Raw genomic sequence first — 21424 nt, forward strand, 5'->3', positions numbered from 1 at the left:
ATTAATAAGTTATTAATGAAAAAAGTATATAGAAGTAAATATTATAGAGGAAGAAATATAATGCTACAGTTCAAAAATACCGAAAACAGGAAAAATATAACCTATGAGTTAGCATGTAATGAGGGTAAATTAACAAGTAAAGACAAAAAAATTCTTAATTTGGCAAAGAAAATAGAGAAAGATGCAAGTGTTGTCAAAGAACTCAAAAAACTTGATAAAATAGAGGAGATTTTAATGGTAGAAATAGTTCGCAAATGTAAAGGTAGAAAAGAAAGACTTACGCTATTACAGCAAGCTTTACTTTATAGTCACAATGCAACTTTGGAATATGTTATTAAAAGAGCTGAGGAATACAAACTTTTTGAAAAGATTTCTGGTAAGAGAATTGTTTCAGAGCATTTAGGTGATCATGGAGAGCCAATAAACAGAACTTACAGTACTGTTGTATGTGAAAATGGTGCAGTACACAGAAAAACTTTAACACCAAGAGGAAAAACTCCTAACAATGGAACTATTATAGCTGAAGATAAGAATAATGAAAAAGTACCGGATCTAATTACAATAAACCAAGGTACTGCTGCTGTAGGTATATTAACTGAAACTGAACCATGTGAAAGTAGCGAAGGAAGTAAAAATTTCTCAAAAGAAACTGCTATAGAAGAATCAAGGGCTTGTGATATGCAAGAAGATATTGGGGAAGTTGTTGATGATTATAGAAATAATTTTGATTTCAAAGAGCAAAAAGTTACAGAAACTGGCACTCAATCATATGAGGATATTAATAAAAATAACAAAGATTTTCACCTAACATTTGAAAACAAGGAGAGAGCTGAAACCGAGGTTCCTCTTCGTAAAGAAAAAATGGTGTCAACACAAAGACTAATACCATTAGATCCAGTATTATTAGACGACGAATATATAGGTAATGTTAATCTAACAATGATAGAACATGCTGAAGAAAAAGCGATGTCAACAAGAAGACTGATAAAAGTAGATAGGTCATTATTAGACAATGAAGATAACAAAGACTTTCAACTGACATTTGAAAACACCAAAAAAGCCCAAAACTCCTCAATAGAAAATGCTGTGCAAGGACGCAATATTTCTGGTAGCTTTCCTTTTAGAAAATGTTTTAATAGTGATGCTGGAGGCAAAGAAGAAAATCCATCAACAAAAGCAATACAGCAAAAACGAGCAATCCTGGCTGGCAGTGCTGGAGTAGTATTATTGGTGGGTAGTGTTGCATCCTATATTATGAAAATGCATGTAATAGCCGTAATTGGCGGGATTGTTGGATTAGCGTGTATAGGTTTTGCACTGTATAAGCCAAATACCAAATTTGAGAAAGTGAAAGGTGTGGAACAGGCCTCAGTTTTCTTTGGATCAAATATAACATGATATAGTATTTTGAGTATTTCCATGGCATTGTTGAACATTGCTTGTCTCAAGTGAATTTGTAGGCCTATTGCAGCAGTATATAATTGCGAAAGCAACGAGACAACAAACCAGTCCAACTGTTATTCCTAATGTTAACTTTTCCAAGTAGAATGCAATAGCTAACCCAGAAATGACTCCAGCTATTGCGAATGCAGAAGAAACTATAATAGGCAACTTACTGCTTTGCGCATTTTGTAGAACCGGATTACTTTTGTCTATTTCACTAGGCTTTTTGCTGTTATCCTGAACATTATTCACCTGTTTAGAGTCTTCTTGACCAGTAGAAGCTTGTATGTGCTGATTGCTCTGAGTCACGTTCTCTTGTCCTGAAGTTTTAGGTTGCCCATTTTGCAGACTGCTATTATTTTTGAATATAGAATCTTCCTCACTATTTGTTGTACTTACCATAGAATGTTCATTATTAGTAACATTTTTATTTGTAAGCTCATTGCTGAAGCTAAGGTAATAGGTAGATGATAGTAACAAATCCTCTGGTTCCATGCTAGTGTTTAATGCTGTAACACTTGTTAAATCAAGCTCTTTTTCGTTGTTATTACTTTTGTGTACGAAAATACTGCTAGTTACCGGTCTTGCTTCAGTATTAAAAGTTTGATTTTGCTCTTTATTTTTCTTTTGACCAGAAGCTTTATCTCGTGTGTCGCTAGTGTTCTCTACCTCAGTGTTTTGCCTTCCGCTAAGCGCTTTACCCTCCTCATAACTATTACTAATAGACTGCTCTGCTAGAAAGCCCATACCGTTTAGTATATCATTCCCTTCCTTTCCTGTAAAGACATCTTCTTTTATCTGTTGACTCTTAAATTCTGGGCTTTGTAATCGTACATCACTTGCTTCATTGATTGTTTGGCCTGGAGATGCAGCGTCATTTGTTACAGCCAACGAAGCACCTTCAACATTTATGATAGGTGATCCTTTATTGTAGTTATTGTTCATTCTTTCTATTAGGTCAGACCGAATCTTACACAAAATGTCCTCAAGGCTTTTAGCTTTTTTATAATCTTCTTGAGAGATATAACCATAACAGTACTGACTGGTAGAATATATAAACCCTATAATAGGAGTAGCAGGATAAGTACCCCACGCCTTATCTTGTTCTTTAGTAAAGTTACCTACCATTTCTAATATTTTTTCTACTACTTTCAAACCTTTTTGAGGCGATACAGAAATAACATTATCCTGAATAACATCTACACAATTACTCAAAGCATCAACATTTTTAGCATTTATTGCTCCTTTTACCGATTCTACTACACTCTTTAGGTCGAGAGTTGGATTTTCAGGAATAATAACAAGTGATGATTCTTCATCATTATTTAAATCTTCTTGATCTGCAATGAACGACTGAGGACCTTCACCAATATTTGCAATGAGGGACTCAACAACTGCATTATCAGCATCTTTGAAATGTTTATTAATATCGTCAAGTAGGCTGTTGTCGTTTGCTTTGTAGTTGCTTAATTGTTCAGGAATAGTAAGTATTACTTTGCCATTTTCATAGTCTACTCGATCACTTTGAAATTTAAGTGTGAATTTCAGTGAGCTATTTGACCTACATATTTCTTTCTCTGGATTATTCAACTCTGCTACACATGTAATCTTACGGTACTCAATGTTTACAGAATCTGCATTACTATCACAAATATGTATTGTTTTTTCAGAAACTATTGGTATCAAATTATAATTGGCAAATATCGAATGCATCTGTTCATACATTGCAAACTCATATCCTGCTTGATTACAATGAGTAATTAATTCTTCCAGTATATGACCGTTTGGCACTTCTGCTCCGGCATGTTCAAACATTTTTATAAAAACATGTTTTGCAACCTGACGTTTATCATTTTGATTGAGTTCATCGTATAATTGTGTAACAAAACGACTATCTATAGGTTTATCGTTAATCATAAAACTCATTCTAGGTAGGTCTTTATAAGCTTGTTTACCAGAATTTGCATCTTTATTACTTTCGTTTGCTTTTACCTTACTGAGTAGACGTTGCGTAAGTTTAAACTCTAATTTGGTTATTGTGTTAGGACTGTAGTGAACTTCATTCTGATCTTTCTCAGGAAAAGAGTGAATATCTACTTGCTGATTTGCAACACCAATAATTTTACCTCTTGTCATGTTTATCCTTAATATAGATAAGCTTAGTCCAGTTTAGCACTAAATAGTAATTTAATCAAGTAAATTATTTAATTTTTCTCAAGAATGTAAAACATAACTATAGGTGTCTCGATATACACCTTGATTTGAATTTATACAGATACTTCTAAACTTACAATGTTATACCAATTTTCAATGATAATGAGACAAATAAAAAAGAGCGCTTTCTATCTATAAACGAAGGTTTAAGCTAATTTATCGAACGTTCTACTTGTCTTCCCAATAATGAATTTCAGTATTACATAATGATGTCATCAATGTCTGTATATAGTGATTAAAACAGCAAGCCTCCAAGCTGGAAGCCTGCTATTGGTTACTTTACATCAATTTTCTTAACATGTTTTTCCGACTTAGGTACACTTATATGTAATACTCCGTCTGAGAAATTAGCAGATATTTTATCTTGGTCTACATTAGCTGGAAGTTGAAAAGACCTATAGAAAGAACCATGATACCTCTCACGATGGTAATATTGCTTATCTTCTGACTCTTTTTCGCATTTCTTTTCACCTTTCACTATGAGATTATCGCCAGATGTACTAATATCTACATTTTCTTTAGGGATACCTGGCAATTCTAAAGATAGGCGATAGTTTTGCTCTGTTTCATACAAGTCACAAGCTGGCAATACACTGCCATCTCTTCTGAGAAGTCCAGGGTTAGTTCCCATAAAGAAGCTATTGAACATGTCGTCAACAGCTTTTTGCAGACCTCTTAAGCTAAAATTATCGCGATTATTGTTTTTATTTGAATGAACTAGATTACTCATGTTATACCTCCTTATCATTACTCATGCATTATGTAATCATTCTATTCACTAGTTTCAATACTGTGTGATGTAGTTAAAATAAACGTGGACAATATTTTCTAAAACTAAATTGATGTCACGCTTTTTAGTAATACTTGGTTTTCTGATTACAGGGATAGGTCTTGTTTATCCTCTAATACAAAAACTTGGCATAGCAGGCGATATCTATATTGAAAAAGGTGTTTTATTTTCCGATCACTACTTCAATTTTGATAAGCTTTATAATAAGCCTCGTTATACTACTAATGAATAAGTTTCGTTAGTGGAATTGAATTTCTGCCAAAGTAACCTTCGCCTTAATATTTCAAGATAGGCAACAATAGAGAAGTTTAAGTTATGCAGGTGTGGTTTAGAAGTTTTTAGTGAGTATCAAATTTTACTCAAAGTGTTAGAATTTTATGTAAAAAAAGATATTGACTTGTGACTTAATGATAACTAAGGTATACTGATTAATGATGAGAGGGTAGTATGCCAAGTTTTTTTGATAATCCGGTAAAGAAACAGATAGAGCTAGCAATTGATGAAGATGATCATAAGTTAGTCCAGATTCTCTTAGGGCCGGAATTCTGTCAGCTCTGGCAATATTGGTTAGCACATGCAATGATTTCGTATAACATGTTAGCGATAGAACGAGATACACAGTGTAATTTACCTTTAAAAATTATCGAAAGGCAAAGAGAGGTTTTAGAAGGGTCGTTGGAATTACTTAGAAGTAGAAAGCGAGCGTTAGACGAAGGTGGGCAAGTTGTTCCGTTACGAGAGGAAGAAAGACGCTTAACTGATATGCAAGATTTGATTTCTAAGCTATTTAGAGATGCACGTCAAATAGCTGAGGATCATAAAAGAATTATAGAGCAAGAAAATGTACCAGGTACAAATTTTCTATACTGTACTCAGAATGAGGCTATCATGAGCGAAAGCAATAGCACTGGTGCAGTTGGAGGCAATGAAGTAGGTATTCCAGAGTACACAGCTCATTCATTACGTAATGTAAGCGCAGTCACTCAGTTACATTTTGTAGAAGGGTGTAATGTTATCATTGATGAAATGGAAAAGATGATTGTAAGCAAAGTATGGGAACAAACTAATTTCTCTACTAGGGTTGGGTACTATTTAAATGAAATAAGTAATTATATAGGTGGCGAAAATGGTCAGGTTTTAGATGAAGCTGTAAATTACATACCAAACAACAGGTACTCTGATCTAATTAGAGGATGTTTAGCAGTGTTTAGGCCATTAGTTAATGGAATGCAAGTGGTAGACAACTACATGAATAATAATTTACAAAATATAAGTTGTGTAGACAGTAAAATAAAGGAAGTCAGTGAAATAAACAGTAAGCTCAGTAGTATTGCAGCAGAAAAGAGTGGATTGAAAAAGAGGCTATTGGAAGCAAGGCAAGAAGTAAAGGAAAAAGCAGTTGATAGAATGACAGACGGGAAGTTATTTGATAAAGAATTTGTACATACGATGTATGAAAAATTGTTAGATTACTATCTAATGAAAGCGAGGGGAGATGAAAAGAATGTGTTATACAGTGATATAGAAAACAATGGTGTAGATGAGGTAAAAAGGAAAATTCTCAACCAAACTAAGGAGGTGAGTGTTGACACTACTCATGATCTATTAAAATATGCATTGGATAAAAAGCGGGAAGCTAGTGTAAAAGTAGTCAGTGTGTTGCTGCTCAATCTTGCTCATGTTGGGGATCTTTGTAAGAGTCATATAGAAATATGTCAAAATGAAGAAGTAAGGAATTTAAGCAAAAAGTCAAATAACACAATAATGATAGATGTGCACGATAGTTTATTTGATTTTGATGATAAGTTAGTAAATTTAGTATCGGTATTTCCAACAAAAGAGGGTCATTTTGAGAAAAGAAGCAGTGAAGATAAGATTATGCTGGAACAAATAGGTGGAGAGAAATACAAGGATATAGTTAAGGAGCTAAAAAGATTAAAGGATGAATTAGAAGAGAAGAGGAAGATATGGGAAAATAAAGAGAATCGAAATGAATGGTGGATTTTTAAACCATTTTTTATGGTTTACGATTTGATTTATCAAGGTCTGAGCGAAGGACAATATACAGTGATAGATAGCCAAGCTGTAGAGTTACATAGAAGGGCATTGTATGCAGATCGGTTTGCTGATGAAGGAATTATGTATGATCATGTAAAAAAAACGAGAGAAGGAGATGTAACAAGTGATAAAGAGGTAAAGAAGTATATAGAACGTTTATATGGGATTACAAATCAAGGCTGGGGGAAAGCAAAAGGACAGTATACATTTGGTAGCTTTTTAGAGGATACGGGTAGAATGGCAGGTGAATTAAGGAGGCGTAAATTGCAAGAGGCAATTGAAAAGTCTAGACGGGAAGAACGTGCAAAGCAAGAGGCAGAACAAAAGTCAGAGCAATTAGGGCAAATATTAGAACAAGAGGCTCAGGCAAGACAAAGTGCAGAACAAAAGGCAGAACAGCTTAAGCAAGCATTGGAGCAAAAAGATTTAGAGAACAAAGTAATAAAGAGTTGTGTGAAAAAGTTAGCAAGATTTGGTGAAGAGCTAAGGAATGCAATAGATGAAGAAAGTGAGGACAAAATTGTAAAAGCAGCGATAGGTTGTAGGATAAGGTCTCCAGAAGAGGTAATTGATGCAATAATAGAGGAAATAAAGATTAATAGAGAGCAAATAATAAGAGAAGGGAAAGTAAGTGTTGGAGTAATTGAAGCAGGTATAAGAAGTTTCTCAAATCAGGGTACTTCACTAAGTGATGTAAACGTAAGTCATGGTGTAAATGCAGGAATGGGGAGAAATTGATGAAGTATGCATCTAATTTACCTGAGTGGCAAAAAGATGTTGTTAAGTTTTTATCAAACCATAGAAAGTATCGAATATTTGGGTGGGAGTTTGGTCCTACTTTGTTAGATTATCTGTACAGAGTAAGAGAAAATAAGCAGCCAGATTATGCAAAAAATGGATTGATTATAACTTACAGTATTACTCCCGTTGTTGCAGTAATTTCATTTGCATCGACACGTAGAGCAATGTTTACTGCAGCGGCAACTCTTGGGGTAATATTATTTGGGGTGCTAATTACAGTTGCTATTGATTATCAGAAGACGAAAAGAAAAGATACTGGCGGAGTAGCAAGTCAAGAATGTTGCCTTAGATTACTGGAAGGACTTGATGAAGTACCAAAGTATTGGTGGTGGCCGTGGGGTAAGAAGGTAAAAGATATTGAAGTAACTGAGGAGAAAGTAGAAAGGGCTTTAAGCTATAGTGATAATTCATTTATTGCACGAGTGATGTATTCGCTGTTTACGAATGTAAAACTACACCAACTTTATATTGCAAAGTATGGTTATATTTATAATTATCAAGAATTAATGGAGGGAAAAATGCCTAACATTTCTATTCCAAAACCTGTTAAGGATGGATTTAAAAAAGCTAAAAATAAATCTCAAGAAGCCTACAGTGCGATTAGTGATGGCCTGAGTAAAGCTGCAAGTGGTGTAGGTTCAATTATTTTTTCTACAGTCAAAAATGAAGAAATTGCAGATAAGCTGGAAGCAAGGTCAAGTAACTTAATAAGGAGAATCTTCAGCGTAGGGGATGAAACTACTGTTACGGTTAAAAGAGGACTTGAGTCATTTAAAATGGAGTGGTTGCTGCTATATTTAGACAGGAGTTTAGGAGCTGTAAGAGATGGAACAAAAACTATGGAAGATCATAATAAATACTTTAATGAGCAAGTTAGAGAGATATTGAAGCTATCGAAAGTTTACCATCCAGACAAGCAAGAACAAGAAGTTAATAAAAATAGTGAACAGATTTTAATTAACAATGTGACTCAGGCACTAAGGAATATACACGATTATATTACGAAGGATAAAAGCATGGTTGAAAACCGTGTTGTGTATAGGTTGTTTGAGGATGCACCAATAAAAAATGTAATAGATCGTGATGCTTTAAAAGTAGGGAACAAAGTGGCAAAAAGTGAATTAAGTAGCATAGCTTTTTGGGAAGGTGAAATATTAATGAGGGGAAGAAATGAGTATTTAAGTAGTGTAAGAAGTTGTTTGGAAGTATTGAGCAAACTGCCAAAAGATGGAAATGTAATAAATGATGTGAGAAAGGGATTTGATGAAAGTTATAAAAGATACAGAAATTTATATCAAGAAAAGTGGATAAAGAATCTAGAGGAGCTAAGTAGAAATTGTGTAAGAGAGAAGGAATTAGAGGTAGTGAAAAACGATGTAGATATGTTGTTGAAAGAGAGTAAAGAACAGTATGAAATATTAGCAGGAAATCAAAGATTATTGGAAGGAAAGGCGGATAGAGTGTTTATAGAGCCAATATTAGAGTATTGTAATTTAATGAATATCTATTTTAAGTTTTTCAACGTTACAGGTGGAAAGGGTATAAACGAATGCTCTATGGAGAAGAATGGAATTAGTGAGGAAGGGAAGCAGAATATAGAAAAGCTTTCATATCAAGAGTTGTTAAAGTCTGCATCAGATAGTTGCAATGAGTTAGCAGGCAAGTTAAAGAGAGATAAGAGGGTAGAGTTATCAAATCAGGGAAGAGAGAGCAGAACAAAAGAACTAGGAAAAGTTTTATTTAAGTTGGAGCGTGGAGCAAAGTTGTTGGAAGAGAAATTTAAGGAAAGGAAGACGTTAATGGAAAGAGAAGAAGAAAGAATAGCAGCAGAGAGGAAAGAGAGGGAACAAAAATTAAGAGAGTTGCAGGAAAGGATTGAGCAGGATGTGCAGGCAAGGCAAGAGGCAGAACAAAGGGCAGAACAAGTGGCTCAAAGGGCAGAACAAGAGGCTCAAAGGGCAGAACAAGTGGCTCAAAGAGTAAAACAGCTAGAGCAGGCATTAGAAGAAAAAAGCTTAGAGAGGATAGCAATTAAGGTTTGTGCTAGTAAATTAGCAGGTCTTGATGAAGAACTACAAAGTGCAGTAAATGAGGAAAGTGAAGACAAAATTGTAGAAGCAGCTGTAGGTTGTACAAGTGGATCTCCAGAACAGGTAATTAATGCAATAATAGAGGAAATAAAGATTAATAGAGAGCAAATAATAAAAGAAGGAAAAGTAAGTGTTGGAGTAATTGAGGCAGGTATAAGAAGTTTATTGAATCAGGGTACTTCGCTTAGTGATGTAAACGTAAGCCATGGTGCAAGTGCAGGGACAAGGAGAGATAGTGGAGCTGGTATATAAATTTACTTAGGTAATTTTTTCAAATGTGTGAGATAGAGCTGCTAGGCAGGAGGTAATAAAGAGGTGTTTTTTGTTGGTAGAACATTTTAAAAAAGTATCTAATTTAGCACCACAAAAATTTTAATTATTTACTCCTTCCAAAATCGCAAAAAAGTACCTACCTTCGTGAGAACAATTTAAATAAAAGCGGCGTTGTGAAAATAAAAGTGTGAAATTTTTGCAACAAAATTAGGTAAATTAGTTCATATTTAAATATGGTGAAAGTAGGCTAATATAGCTAGTTTTGTGGTATAGTAGAATTATTATAAAGATAAAGTTCGCACAGAACAAGCGGTAGACCAACTGATTCCAAGAAAACTTGTTCTCACAACAGCTGGTTTTAATTGTTGGAAATTGCTATTTCGTTTGACTGCTTAACACTATGCGTTAATAAATTAATAAAAATTTGTTTAGAACAGAAAGAAAATTTAAGTCAAATTTATAGCAAAAACGGAATTTAGAATCTTTTTCATCAATTAATCACGTGAAGTTTACTAATCCTGACTTTAGCTTTAAACAATACAAACTTGAGTATTTTAACTAAAATTTGTATTGCAGGGAATATAAAACAAATTTATATTTCTAAACATATTATAAGCGAATAGAACATTGCTGGTAAATCTATTCTTGTCTTGGTCTGCCTTCTCTCTATCACTCCATAATTACCTAAAACCTGAGCTTTATCATGCTTTTAGCTTATTTATACATAAACCAAGGGGATGTTTCTTTATTGTTGCTGTATTAGATAAATTTTGCTATTCTGCTGCTAGCATAAATGTATCTTAGGGTGGGCATGCACGTACACAAAGAACAAACTGAATCTTACCAACAAAAACTTTTATTACTGGCTTCTAAAGCCAAACAATACTTTATAAGAGAATACAAAAAGTATGATGAGGCAAGTGCAAGAGGAGTTTATCATCAAGTTCTAACTGAACTCACAAATGCAATATCGGAGGGTAATGTTGATAGCTTAAAAAAATTAAGCAATTTAATTGAATACATAGGTGATGTAAAAAGTCAAGTAATTTTGAGAGATTATTATAATAATGCTAGCAATCCTATTAGAAGTACTAATTTAGTTATCTTAGCTTGTAAATTTAACAAAGTTGAAATTCTAAAGTTCATACTTAGTAATAGTAGGATTTTAGACAATTTATCTATTAATGTTGGAAAGGACGCTATAACACCGAATGATAAGGATGAAACATGTCATGATGCGTTTTATTATGCCATACGCTCTGGTAACGTTAAACTCCTTGATACACTAATTAATAAGTGGCCAGATGATTACTTTGCTGCTCGTTCAGAGGAATTAGATGAAGTTCTTTCAAGAGATTATGAGGAATTAAAGTTAAAGAATGTACCGCTATCAGATGAGATAGAAATTTTTGTTGAAAATAAATTAATAAATCTCCGTTTCTTCTCTAATAGTTCTGGACAAGTCCAAAGTACTAAAGTTAATCTTAATAACATCAGAGAACGAGTCGACTTAGTACTTAAAAATATTAGATTATTGAAGTCAGAGTACTTAAATGAAAAGAAAGTAGATGAAAAATTTTTATTCATAGCAAAATTTATTGCCCAAAATATTCATGTACTCAAGCGACAATTGAAATCAACATATGATAGATTACCTTGGGAAGAAATAGAGTTTTGTTTAGTCAGTTTTGTTTCTTGCCACGTAAAACGACAAGAGATTAATCTATTTTATCGCTCTACATTAAACAAAAGCAGACTATTAAACCATCTAGAAAATTTTGCAAAGAAACTTGAAGATGAAAAAGATATTATAGATGATGTCAGTATTGGTAAACTTTCTGATCTTCCGAAACTAAAACGTGAAAAAGTTGTTGCAGAGATTGTTAATAATTGTCCTCAACTTGAAGAGCTGTATGAAGATCATCAACAAATTAGAGATATTCATTCTTTAAAAAAAATCAATGATTATATAAAGTTGGTATTATCAGCTGATCCTAAAGAAAGGGAAGGCCAATTAATTATTACAAGAGTTTTACAAGTTATTGGTGAGTATTTAAAAAACACTTTAGAGTCCCCCAAGTTATCTAATACTACAAGTGAGCTTTTGCTACTATCGTTACCAAAAAACACAAGAAAAATAATTGTAGATTTACGTAATTCATTATCACATGCTTATTCACTTTCCAAGAGAACAGAGATTGAGGAAAACAAAGATATTAATTTTTTTGTTGGTGTTCAAAATGACACTAAAAAAGTTGGTGTTGTGGTTACCGATATTCTTTATAACGACAAAATCAAAATGATTAGAATACTTTTGAAAAAAATTGTTAGTAGTAACAATTTAGATGAAATAAAAGAGGTTGCTGAGGTTCTTAATACTGTCGAACTGGGTAAGATGACCTCGGGAAATTTTAAACTGATGGAACACGAGAAGCTTGAGAAACTCATTAAAGAGTTAAGCGATAGTATAACTGATAAGACGAATTATGAAAAGGAGCTGTTTAATAAAATTAATCACATAATCAATAGTGCAGGTGCCCCATCAGAAAATATTAGAACTGATTACATTACAGGACTTGCATTATTAAAGAGCTTAAGTACTGATTTGAGTGAAAACAAGATTGACCACAACGTTATTAGAGGGGTGAAATTCCGTGCTAATCAGACATTAGAGAATATTACTCTAAAAATAGAACATTGTACTCTTAAAGAAATTGCTGAGTTGTCAATGAAAATTTCTCATAGTGTTGGATCGAGAATACAATTTGACAACTTTGATGGAATCAACAGATTAGTTTGCGAAATTTTTTATATCACTGAATTTGCAACAGGCGACATCAAATACATTGAAGAATTAAGAGGCAAGTTAAATAAAAAAGGTTCTTTTATTCCTTTATACGAACAAAGGAAGGCTTATAACTTAACAGCAGAAAAATATAATAACCAGCTTGCACTAAAGCTATCTGAATTAAAAGATATTTTAAGCAATAAATTATTAATTGGCAAATCAAATGAAACAATTTCTTTCTATAAGAAAGATAAGAAATTGCAAGCAGTAGTAGAAATGCTTGTTTTGGATATAATGTCAATTTTAGGTAGCTCAAACAATTACCTGGAAAATAATCTACTTTTCTTAGATGATAATACTCCTTTGTTAAATGGAAAATGTTTACGGAATCATTTAGCTCACGATAATGCATTAGTTGATATATTATTAACTGATCCTTCAATAATAGTTATCTTAAATGCTAAAAAACTTACTGAAGAAAATATAATGAGAAGTAAGAAAAAAATTGGAAAGTTAGTAAATGATGATCCTTTAAAGTTGAAAGAAAAATACGATCAAGGCTTAGTTAATATTACTCATCAGGAGAGAATGTTTATTTCTTTGGAAGAAGGAAATTTAGAAAGCTTAAAAGATTGCCTAAAAAAAGGAGCAGATATAAATGCTAGAAGTATTAACTTATGGACCACATTACATTTTGCTGCCAAGGGACCTAGTCTTGAAGTTATAAAATTTATCCTTGATCACAATGTAAGTCTTAATAAGGATACTAATGGCCAAAGCCCACTGCACGTTGCTGCTGCGTATGGAAGGAAAAACATTGTGGAGTTTTTGGTAAAAGAAGCAGGTTTATATGTTGATGATATAGACAATGTTGGCAAAACACCTCTACATGTTGCAACTCAAAATGGTTATAAGGATACTGTTGAGGTTCTATTAGAAAATAGGGCTAATACTGTCACTCAAGATGTAGCAGGTCTTTCACCTTTGCACTATGCAATAAGAAATAATCATATTGAAGTTGCTAAGATTCTATTGGCAAAAGATGCAAATGTTGATATTAACGAGGCTATGGGTGGTTTTACTCCATTGCATGGGGCTGCAGAAAGTGGCCACCTTGAATTAGTAAATTTCTTACTTCAAAATAAGGCAGATATTAACGCGAGAAATGATAGAGATTGGACACCATTACATGCAGCAGCACTCAACGGCCACCTTGAAGTAGTGAAAGCCTTAATTCTAAAGGGAGCTGATGTTAATGCTAGAGTTATCAATGGTTGTACACCATTACATTATGCAGTAGAAAACGGTCATGAGAAGATAGCTAGCGTTCTATTGAAGCATGGAGCTAATGTTAATGCAGCTGACAAAACCTATAATAATACACCTTTACACTATGCAGCAAAAGATGGACATGAGGGGATAGTTAAGATTTTGCTAAAAAATAAAGCTAACGCTAGTGTTGAAACTGTTGAAGGCATTACTCCACTACATTTTGCAGCACAGAGTGGCTACTTGGAAATAGTGAGTACTCTACTCAAACATGGTGTTAACATTCACGCTAAAGATAAAAATAAGGCTACACCATTACACTACGCAGTAGAAAGTGGTCATAAGGAAGTTGCTGAACTTTTGATCAAAGATGGAGCAGAAGTTAATGCTAAAGCCAATAATGATTTAACACCGCTACATGCAGCTGCTCTGAAAGGTTATCAAGATATTGCTGATCTTCTGATAAAAAATAAAGCTGGGATTAATGCTCAAGATATTAAAGGTAGTACACCGCTACATACAGCAGCCATGAACGGTAGCATAGATGTCATTGATCTTCTGATAAAAAATAAAGCTGGAGTTAATGCCAGAACCAATGACGGTATTACACCATTGCATACAGCTGCTCTAAACGGCAGTCTAGATGCTATTGGTTTTTTAATAAAAAATAAAGCTGAAGTCAACGCTAGAGCTAATTATGGTCTGACACCTTTACACTCAGCTGTTGTAGAAGGCCACAAAGATGTTGTTACCCTTCTAATAAAAAACAAAGCTCAAGTCGATGCAAGAGGTACTGCAGATAGTACGCCTTTACATATAGCTGTGGAAGCAGGTCACAAAGAAATCATTGAGATTTTAGTAGCAAATGGAGCTAATATTAACATTAAGAGTAACAACCTAACACCATTGCTTTCTGCAATTAAATGTAATTACAAGGAAATTGCTCAAGTTCTAATAGCAAATGGAGCTAATGTTAATGGAGAGGGCGGTGAATCTTTGTTGCTAGCAGTGCTTGCTGGCTATAGAGATATTGTAGAAATTTTGCTAAAAAACAAAGCTCGCGTTAACATAAAAGGCCCTGAAAACGCTACACCATTACATTTGGCTGCTAAAAGAGGTCATAAGGAGATAGTGAATGCCCTGGTAAAAAGAGGAGCTGATGTTGATGCTATCACTATTGATAATGTAACACCATTATATCTTGCAGCACAAGAAGGTTATGAGGAAGTTGTTGAGATTTTGATGGCAAATAGAGCTGATATTAACGTTATAAGTGTTGAAGGTACTCCGCTGCATATGGCTGCAGGACGCGGTCATGATAGTGTCGTTAAAGTCCTATTAAATAATGGAGCAAAAATTAACGTTAAGGATAATAAAAATAGAACACCTTTGGAGTTATCGGTTGCACATGGTCATTTACAAGTCGTTAAAATGCTACTTCAGTACAAGAAAGTGGATATGAACATTAAAGGCAACGATAATTGGACAGTATTACATATTGCTTCACAGGAAAGTAACTTAGAGATGGTGAAGTATCTAATAGCTGAAGGATCAGATATTAATGCTAAAAATGCCTCTGGCTCAAAGCCCATACACATTGCAGCTAGAGAAGGTCATAGAGATACTGTAGAGTTTTTCCTTAGTAAAGGATTAAGTGTTAATGATCCTGGTGCAGCTAATCAAACATTACTACACTATGCCGCAATGAAAGGTCAGCTGGAAGTTGTAAAGTACTTGATATCAGAAGGAGCTGATGTTAATGCGCAAGATGCTAATGGCTTAAGTCCTGTTCATATTGCTGCTAATTTTGGCTATAAAGACGTTATTGAAGTTTTATTAAAAAATGGCGCCATTTATAACGGTATTGACAAGTTTAGTAGAAAGCCATTGGAAATGGCTAAAGGTAAAAACGTTATTAATTTGTTAGCATCGACTGAGAAACTGTTTAAAGCTGTAAAACATAATAATTCTGTAGAAGTTGAGAGTTGCATTGAGGTGGGAGCATCCGTTAACGCCAAAAATGCTGATAGCGGAACACCATTACATTATGCTGTATGGAAAGGTTATGATGCAATTGTTAATGTTCTCTTGCAAAACAAAGCTGACCCTAATGCAGTTATTAACAATGGGATTACTCCTCTGCATTATGCCGCTAAGTTCTCTCACCTAAAAAGTGTAAAGGCCTTATTATCTAATGGTGCAGTGTATAATGTTGTTTCTGACAGTGGTAAAACACCATTAGATCTTACTGTGGATAAAAGTATAGCTAGGTTGTTTGAGTTAGTGAGTGAATCGTTTAAAAAAATTAAAAATGGTAATTCTAAAGTTATTAATGACCTTTATAGAATAAAGGATGTTGATACAATAAAAGCAATCATGGGTGCTCGTAATACAGAAGGTGAAACGCTGGTAGTTGCTGCAGTGAATAGTAACTTTTCCGAGCTCGAACAGTTGAAACAGATATCACAAGGTGATGTATCCTCTCAGATTAATATAGCTTTAGGGTTCTTGAATCGGGGTAACTATCAAAAGGCCCTAAGTATTTTCAAAAGAGTATTTGAAAAGAGAAAAGAAATACTAGGGCCAGGTAATCCCGGCACTTTAGATATTCAGGTGCACATAGCTAGAGTCTTATACGCACAAGGATCTTATCAGGAGGCTTTAAATACATTTGAAGACATTTTCCAGAAACAGAGAGAGATGCTGGGTTTAAATAATAAGGACACTTTAAGTACAAGGAGTATAATTGCTTTAGTTTTGCATAGACAAGGAAAAGATGAGGAAGCTTTTAATATCTACCAAGAAGTCTATCAGAAGCAGAAAGAAATACTAGGGCCAAATCACTCGGATACTTTAGATACTCAGTTTCACATGGCACTAGTATTAGACAGACAAGGAAAATATGAAGAAGCTTTAAATATCAATAGGGCGGTTTTTGAAAAAAGGAGAGGAATATCAGGTGCAAATGCCCCAGATACCGTGCGTGCTCAGAACAATATAGCAATGGTACTGGCTAACCAAGGTAAGTACGAAGAGGCGTTGAAGATCTATAAAGAGGTTTTCGAGAAAAAGAAAGTGGTTTTTGGTGCTAATCATTCTGATACACTGAGAACGTTACATAACATTGCTGGAGTACTCTGCAATCAAAAGAAATATTATGAAGCATTGCAAGCTCATCAAGAAGTTTTAAACATTCAGAGAAACGTTTTAGGGCCGCACCATCCTGATACCTTAAATACTCAATACAACATGGCAAATGTGCTTTTTGCTCAAGGTAAATGGATTGGTGCATTGAAAGCCTACAAAGAAGGTTTTGAACAAAGAAAAGCTATTTTAGGATCAAGTCACCCTAGTGTTTTGGATATTTTAAAAAAGATAGAAATGATTAATTTAATGTTTAAGATTGAGGGCAGTAAAGGATCGGAAATTCTTCAGAATTTACAGAAAGAAATTAACATTGCTGCTAGTAAAGGTGATATACAAACTGTTCAGCATCTATTAAAAGATGGAGCTGATGCCAACGATAAAGATATTGATGGAAGAACGCCACTACATTACGCTGTAAGTAATAGACGGATAGGTGTTGTAAACATATTAATAAAAGCTGGAGCTGACGTTACTCAGGTCACTAATAAAGGTAATACACCATTACACACTGCTACTTCTAAAGGTTACAAAGAAATTATCGAAGTTTTGTTGCAGCACGTGAGTCGTGACAAATTAAATAACTTTGTTAATGCTAAAACCGCTGCTGGCGGTACTACATCACTCCACGTTGCAGCTAAGAATGGTGATTTAGAGATTGTAAAATCTTTACTGAAGCATGGTGCAATTTATGATGTGAAAAACAAGGAAAGTAAAACACCGCTTGATTTTTGCAAAGATCAAAACGTTACTGACTTGCTAAAGTTAGTGGAGGAAATGTTTAAAGATGTAAAAAATGGTAATGTTAAAATTATCAGCAAGCTAAAGGCAGTGAACCCTGATGAGTTCGTAGCTGTGACAAATGCTCGTAATAATCAAGATAATACATTACTGCAAGTTGCGATAATCAATAATCATAAGAATATTGCTTCTAAGTTACTGGAAATTTTGAAAGCCCCGAGTCAGGGGTTAGAAGATATAAGTATAGAGGGAAGAAAGAGAAACATTACATAATAAAAACCTTTGGGTGATTAAAGTTAAAGAAAATGTTCTAATTTTTGGGTAGGTAAATTTATGCTAGGCAGTTTAGATATAAACTACAGTTTAATTTCTGCGGTTCGTAATGGGAATTTAGAAAGAGTAAGGGAGTTAGTCCATTCTTTTGGTCTATCTTATTCACAAGCATGGTCAGGAGGATATGTTTTACTTCGTGAAGCTATTGAGAATGGACATACAGAGATTGCTAAACTACTTTTAATAAATGGTTCCAAAGTTAACAGTAAAAGCAAGAATCCCTCTAATACTCTACTTCACTTAGCTGCTATGAAGGGGAACAGAGAAATTGTTGAAATGCTTCTAGATAGAGGTGCTAATATTGATGCTAGAAATGGATGTGGTTTCACTGCGCTGCATGATGCAGTTCAAAAAGGAAAAATGGAAATTACTCAACTACTTTTGAATCGGGGAGCTAATGCTGGTGCTGTAGACAATGACGGTATCACTCCACTTCATATTGCTTCTATGAAACGATGCTTAAATGTTGTTGAGAAACTTTTAAACTATGGAGCTTACGTTAATTCTACAAGTTACGTAACAGCCGGGAGAAATTTTCATGAAGGTTATACCCCACTCCATTACGCTGTTGAAAGCGGTAGTGAAGAAATCGTCAAGTTACTTCTCAAGAATAATGCTTATGTTAATACTGTATCAATACACGGAATAACCCCACTACATATTGCTGCTGAGAAAGGATATGTGCAGATTGCTGAAGATCTTCTAAATCATGGGGCTTATACTAATTCTGTATGTACTTCAACATGGAGGGAAGGGTATACGCCACTACATTTTGCTTCTGAACGAGGTAGTGAAGAAGATGTTAGATTATTTTTGAGTAGAGGTGCTGATGTTAATGCTAACGCGAAGGACAATTTAACGCCACTTCATGTTGCTACTAAAGCAGGATATGAAACAGTTGTAAAACTACTCCTGGAACATGGGGCTAAGGTTGATGCTCAGAATAAGGATGGTAAAACCATACTACACCTTGCTGTTGAAAAAGGATGTTTAATGATTGTCGAGGATGTTTTAAAGTATTCTCCTGATATTAACAATAAGAGCAACAGAAGTTCTCTTAACACTGCAGTACATGGTTATGGAGAAAAGTATAAAAAGATCATTGAGACTCTTCTGCAATATGGTCTTATTGTTAACCCTGAAGATGTAAATAATCCTGAGTTGTTTCATAATGCTGTTGAAAAAGGATATTTGAAAATTGTTGAAGACCTGTTGAAGTATGGTACTGATGTTAATATATTACACAGTTCGACGTCTAAAAAAGGTTATACACCTCTGCATAATGCAGTCAAAAACAAGCAAGAGGAAATAGCAAAACTATTGATAAACTATGGAGCTAATGTTAATGCTAAAGATGAAAGTGAAAAAACTCCAATATTTTATGCTATTGAAAACGTTGATGTAAAAGTCACCAAACTGCTTTTAACTAATGGAGCTAATATAAAAGATAGTCCTGAGTTACTAAGTATTGCTGTTAAAAAGGAATGCAAAGAAATTATTGAAATCCTTTTACAACATGATGCTGATATTAACGCTAGTGATAAGTATGGAAGAACAGCATTACATTTTACTGCTCTAAGTGAAGATGGAGGTTTTTTTGGATTGTTTCTTGATAAAGAGCCTAATATTCATGTTAAGGGAGAAATTGCTGCATTACTGCTAAGTAAGGGGGCTAATGTTAATGCTAAAACTAAAAATGGAGTAACAACACTTCACGTTGCTACTCAAAAAGGATATACAAAAGTCGTTGAAGCTCTTTTGGAATACAATGCAGATGTTAACTCTGTAGTAAAAAGTGACATAACACCGCTTCATCTTTCTGCTCAGAAAGGAAATGAGCTAATTAGCAAAATGCTTTTAAACAAAGGAGCTGATGTCAATGCTAGGCAAAGAGATCGAATAACTGCACTTCATATTGCTACTCAAAAAGGTCATGAAAAAGTTGTGGAAATCTTGCTAAAATATGGTGCAGAATATGATTCGAGAGCTAAAGGAGATATAACACCTCTTCATATTGCTGCTCAAAAAGGTCATTCGAAAATTGTTGAGATTCTCTTGAAATTTAGTGCTGAAGTTGACTTTAGAGATGAGTATGGTAGAACAGCACTTCATATTGCCTCTAAAGAAGGACATATACAAGTTGTTAATGCTCTTCTAGAATATGGTTCTGACGTCAACATTATAAGTAAAAACAGTCATACGCCACTTGAATATGCTATGCTTGGTGTTCGCTCGTTTCATAATAAACTTTATAACCAATTTAATAACTATGATTCTGATAGTGATTATTATGATCCTGGTCGTGGCATTTGTCCTTGTGAAGAAGTTGCTGGGATCCTTAAACAGTACATAGTTAAAGTAAAAACTGCAGGCTTATACGTAAGTGAAAGAAATTTAATGTTGACTAGTAGTGGCAATGAAATTAGCAATTTTCAGAGCGAATGCGAGGCAGAAATAAAAATTATGAGGGGCGAGAAGATTGATAATAGCAATACTTCTTTTCACGATATCCTAACAAAGAGTATAAGTCAATTAGCAATATATGCAAGGAATGAAAATATAGTACAGGCCTTGAAATCAGATGATTATAAAACGAAATTTCCAATATATGCTAGCATGATAAATAGTCGATTTAGGAGGGGCATAGAAAAAAAAGAGTTACTGGAACAAGGCAATAAGTTTTTCCATTCTCTCTTCGAAAGTCTTCCTGAATTACCACCTTATTGTACTGAAAAAATATTGAGTTACCTAAATGATAAAGATTTAAGAATTTTAATAAATGCTTGTAAGCCTTTGAATAGCCCTAATACCTATATTAGCGATGTGGAACATGCTTTAGTTGTAAAAGGTAGACAGATAGAATAGCCACTTCTATGCCAATTAGTACTCCTTTTGCTCTGTCTTTTCCCTGGCCGATTCGGATAGCTTTTTTACCCATGAGCTGTATTGTTGTAACATTGTATAGTGGAATTCGCTGTTATCCAACCTGGTGCTTTTCTGCCTTTTTCCCATTTAGCAAACTTCATCTTTTCATGTAGATAATACTCTCTATATCCTTGTATAGGACTACTACATTTATACCGATCAGGCAGTGCTTGTATAAAGGTTTGTAAATCAGTTGATTGAAAAATTAGAAGATCCTTACTACCACCACACCAATCTATTACTTCTTCTGATTTATGTTTTCTTTTGTATCGCCACGTATACTCTTTACATAATTCTTTTCCGTACTCTATCAACCAACAGAAGTTTCCTTTTGATTGCCTTGCCAATAAAGAACAAGGATATGGGTAAGTTTATACGGAACTTCTATATTCTGATCTGTAATACTGACAAAAGGATTTGGCATTTTTAATGCTGTTGAAAAAACATTACTCAATAATTGAGCAGTTTCTAATGGCATTTTCACTATATGCTTATCACATAACATTTGTGCTGAAATTAATGGGTTTTCATGTAATATAAAGATATTCATCTTTT

The 21424-nt window shown here is 34.1% G+C and carries 8 protein-coding genes and 1 pseudogene; 6 read left to right on the forward strand and 3 right to left on the reverse strand.

Annotated elements, in window-relative coordinates:
- Positions 1–15: 15 nt before the first annotated feature.
- Positions 16–1398, forward strand: a complete 1383-nt coding sequence (locus tag ACFELZ_RS03175) for a hypothetical protein (protein ID WP_375315988.1) — start codon at positions 16–18, stop codon at positions 1396–1398.
- Here the strand turns inward: ACFELZ_RS03175 and ACFELZ_RS03180 are convergent.
- Both ACFELZ_RS03180 and ACFELZ_RS03185 read right to left on the reverse strand, forming a co-directional pair.
- Complete coding sequence (locus ACFELZ_RS03180; protein WP_375315987.1) at positions 1384–3579, reverse strand: hypothetical protein; 2196 nt, start codon at positions 3577–3579, stop codon at positions 1384–1386. The two genes, ACFELZ_RS03175 and ACFELZ_RS03180, sit on opposite strands and share 15 nt — an antisense overlap.
- A 352-nt stretch (positions 3580–3931) precedes the next feature.
- Positions 3932–4387: an Hsp20/alpha crystallin family protein gene (locus tag ACFELZ_RS03185; RefSeq protein ID WP_375315962.1), complete on the reverse strand. Its 456-nt coding sequence runs from the start codon at positions 4385–4387 to the stop codon at positions 3932–3934.
- Between the two features lie 218 nt (positions 4388–4605).
- Here ACFELZ_RS03185 and ACFELZ_RS03190 point away from each other — a divergent pair, with 218 nt between their 5' ends.
- The 5 genes from ACFELZ_RS03190 to ACFELZ_RS03210 all read left to right on the forward strand — a co-directional run bounded on the left by ACFELZ_RS03190 (position 4606) and on the right by ACFELZ_RS03210 (position 20809).
- Positions 4606–4689, forward strand: coding sequence for a hypothetical protein (locus tag ACFELZ_RS03190; protein ID WP_353286141.1), 84 nt, complete (start codon positions 4606–4608; stop codon positions 4687–4689).
- A 205-nt stretch (positions 4690–4894) separates the two neighbouring features.
- Positions 4895–7243, forward strand: coding sequence for a hypothetical protein (locus ACFELZ_RS03195; protein WP_375316488.1), 2349 nt, complete (start codon positions 4895–4897; stop codon positions 7241–7243).
- A complete protein-coding gene (locus ACFELZ_RS03200) occupies positions 7243–9648 on the forward strand; it encodes a hypothetical protein (RefSeq protein ID WP_375316489.1) in 2406 nt (801 codons plus the stop codon). The genes ACFELZ_RS03195 and ACFELZ_RS03200 overlap by 1 nt, the downstream gene beginning before the upstream one ends.
- Positions 9649–10480: 832 nt before the next feature.
- A complete protein-coding gene (locus ACFELZ_RS03205; protein WP_375316490.1) occupies positions 10481–17884 on the forward strand; it encodes an ankyrin repeat domain-containing protein in 7404 nt (2467 codons plus the stop codon).
- 60 nt (positions 17885–17944) lie between these two features.
- Complete coding sequence (locus ACFELZ_RS03210) at positions 17945–20809, forward strand: ankyrin repeat domain-containing protein (RefSeq protein WP_375316491.1); 2865 nt, start codon at positions 17945–17947, stop codon at positions 20807–20809.
- 65 nt (positions 20810–20874) lie between these two features.
- On the opposite strand, the pseudogene ACFELZ_RS03215 reads toward ACFELZ_RS03210, so the two are convergent.
- Positions 20875–21419: pseudogene (locus tag ACFELZ_RS03215) on the reverse strand (pyrimidine dimer DNA glycosylase/endonuclease V).
- Between the last annotated feature and the right edge of the window lie 5 nt (positions 21420–21424).

The sequence above is a fragment of the Wolbachia endosymbiont (group A) of Colletes cunicularius genome (assembly GCF_964264715.1).
Classification (GTDB): domain Bacteria; phylum Pseudomonadota; class Alphaproteobacteria; order Rickettsiales; family Anaplasmataceae; genus Wolbachia.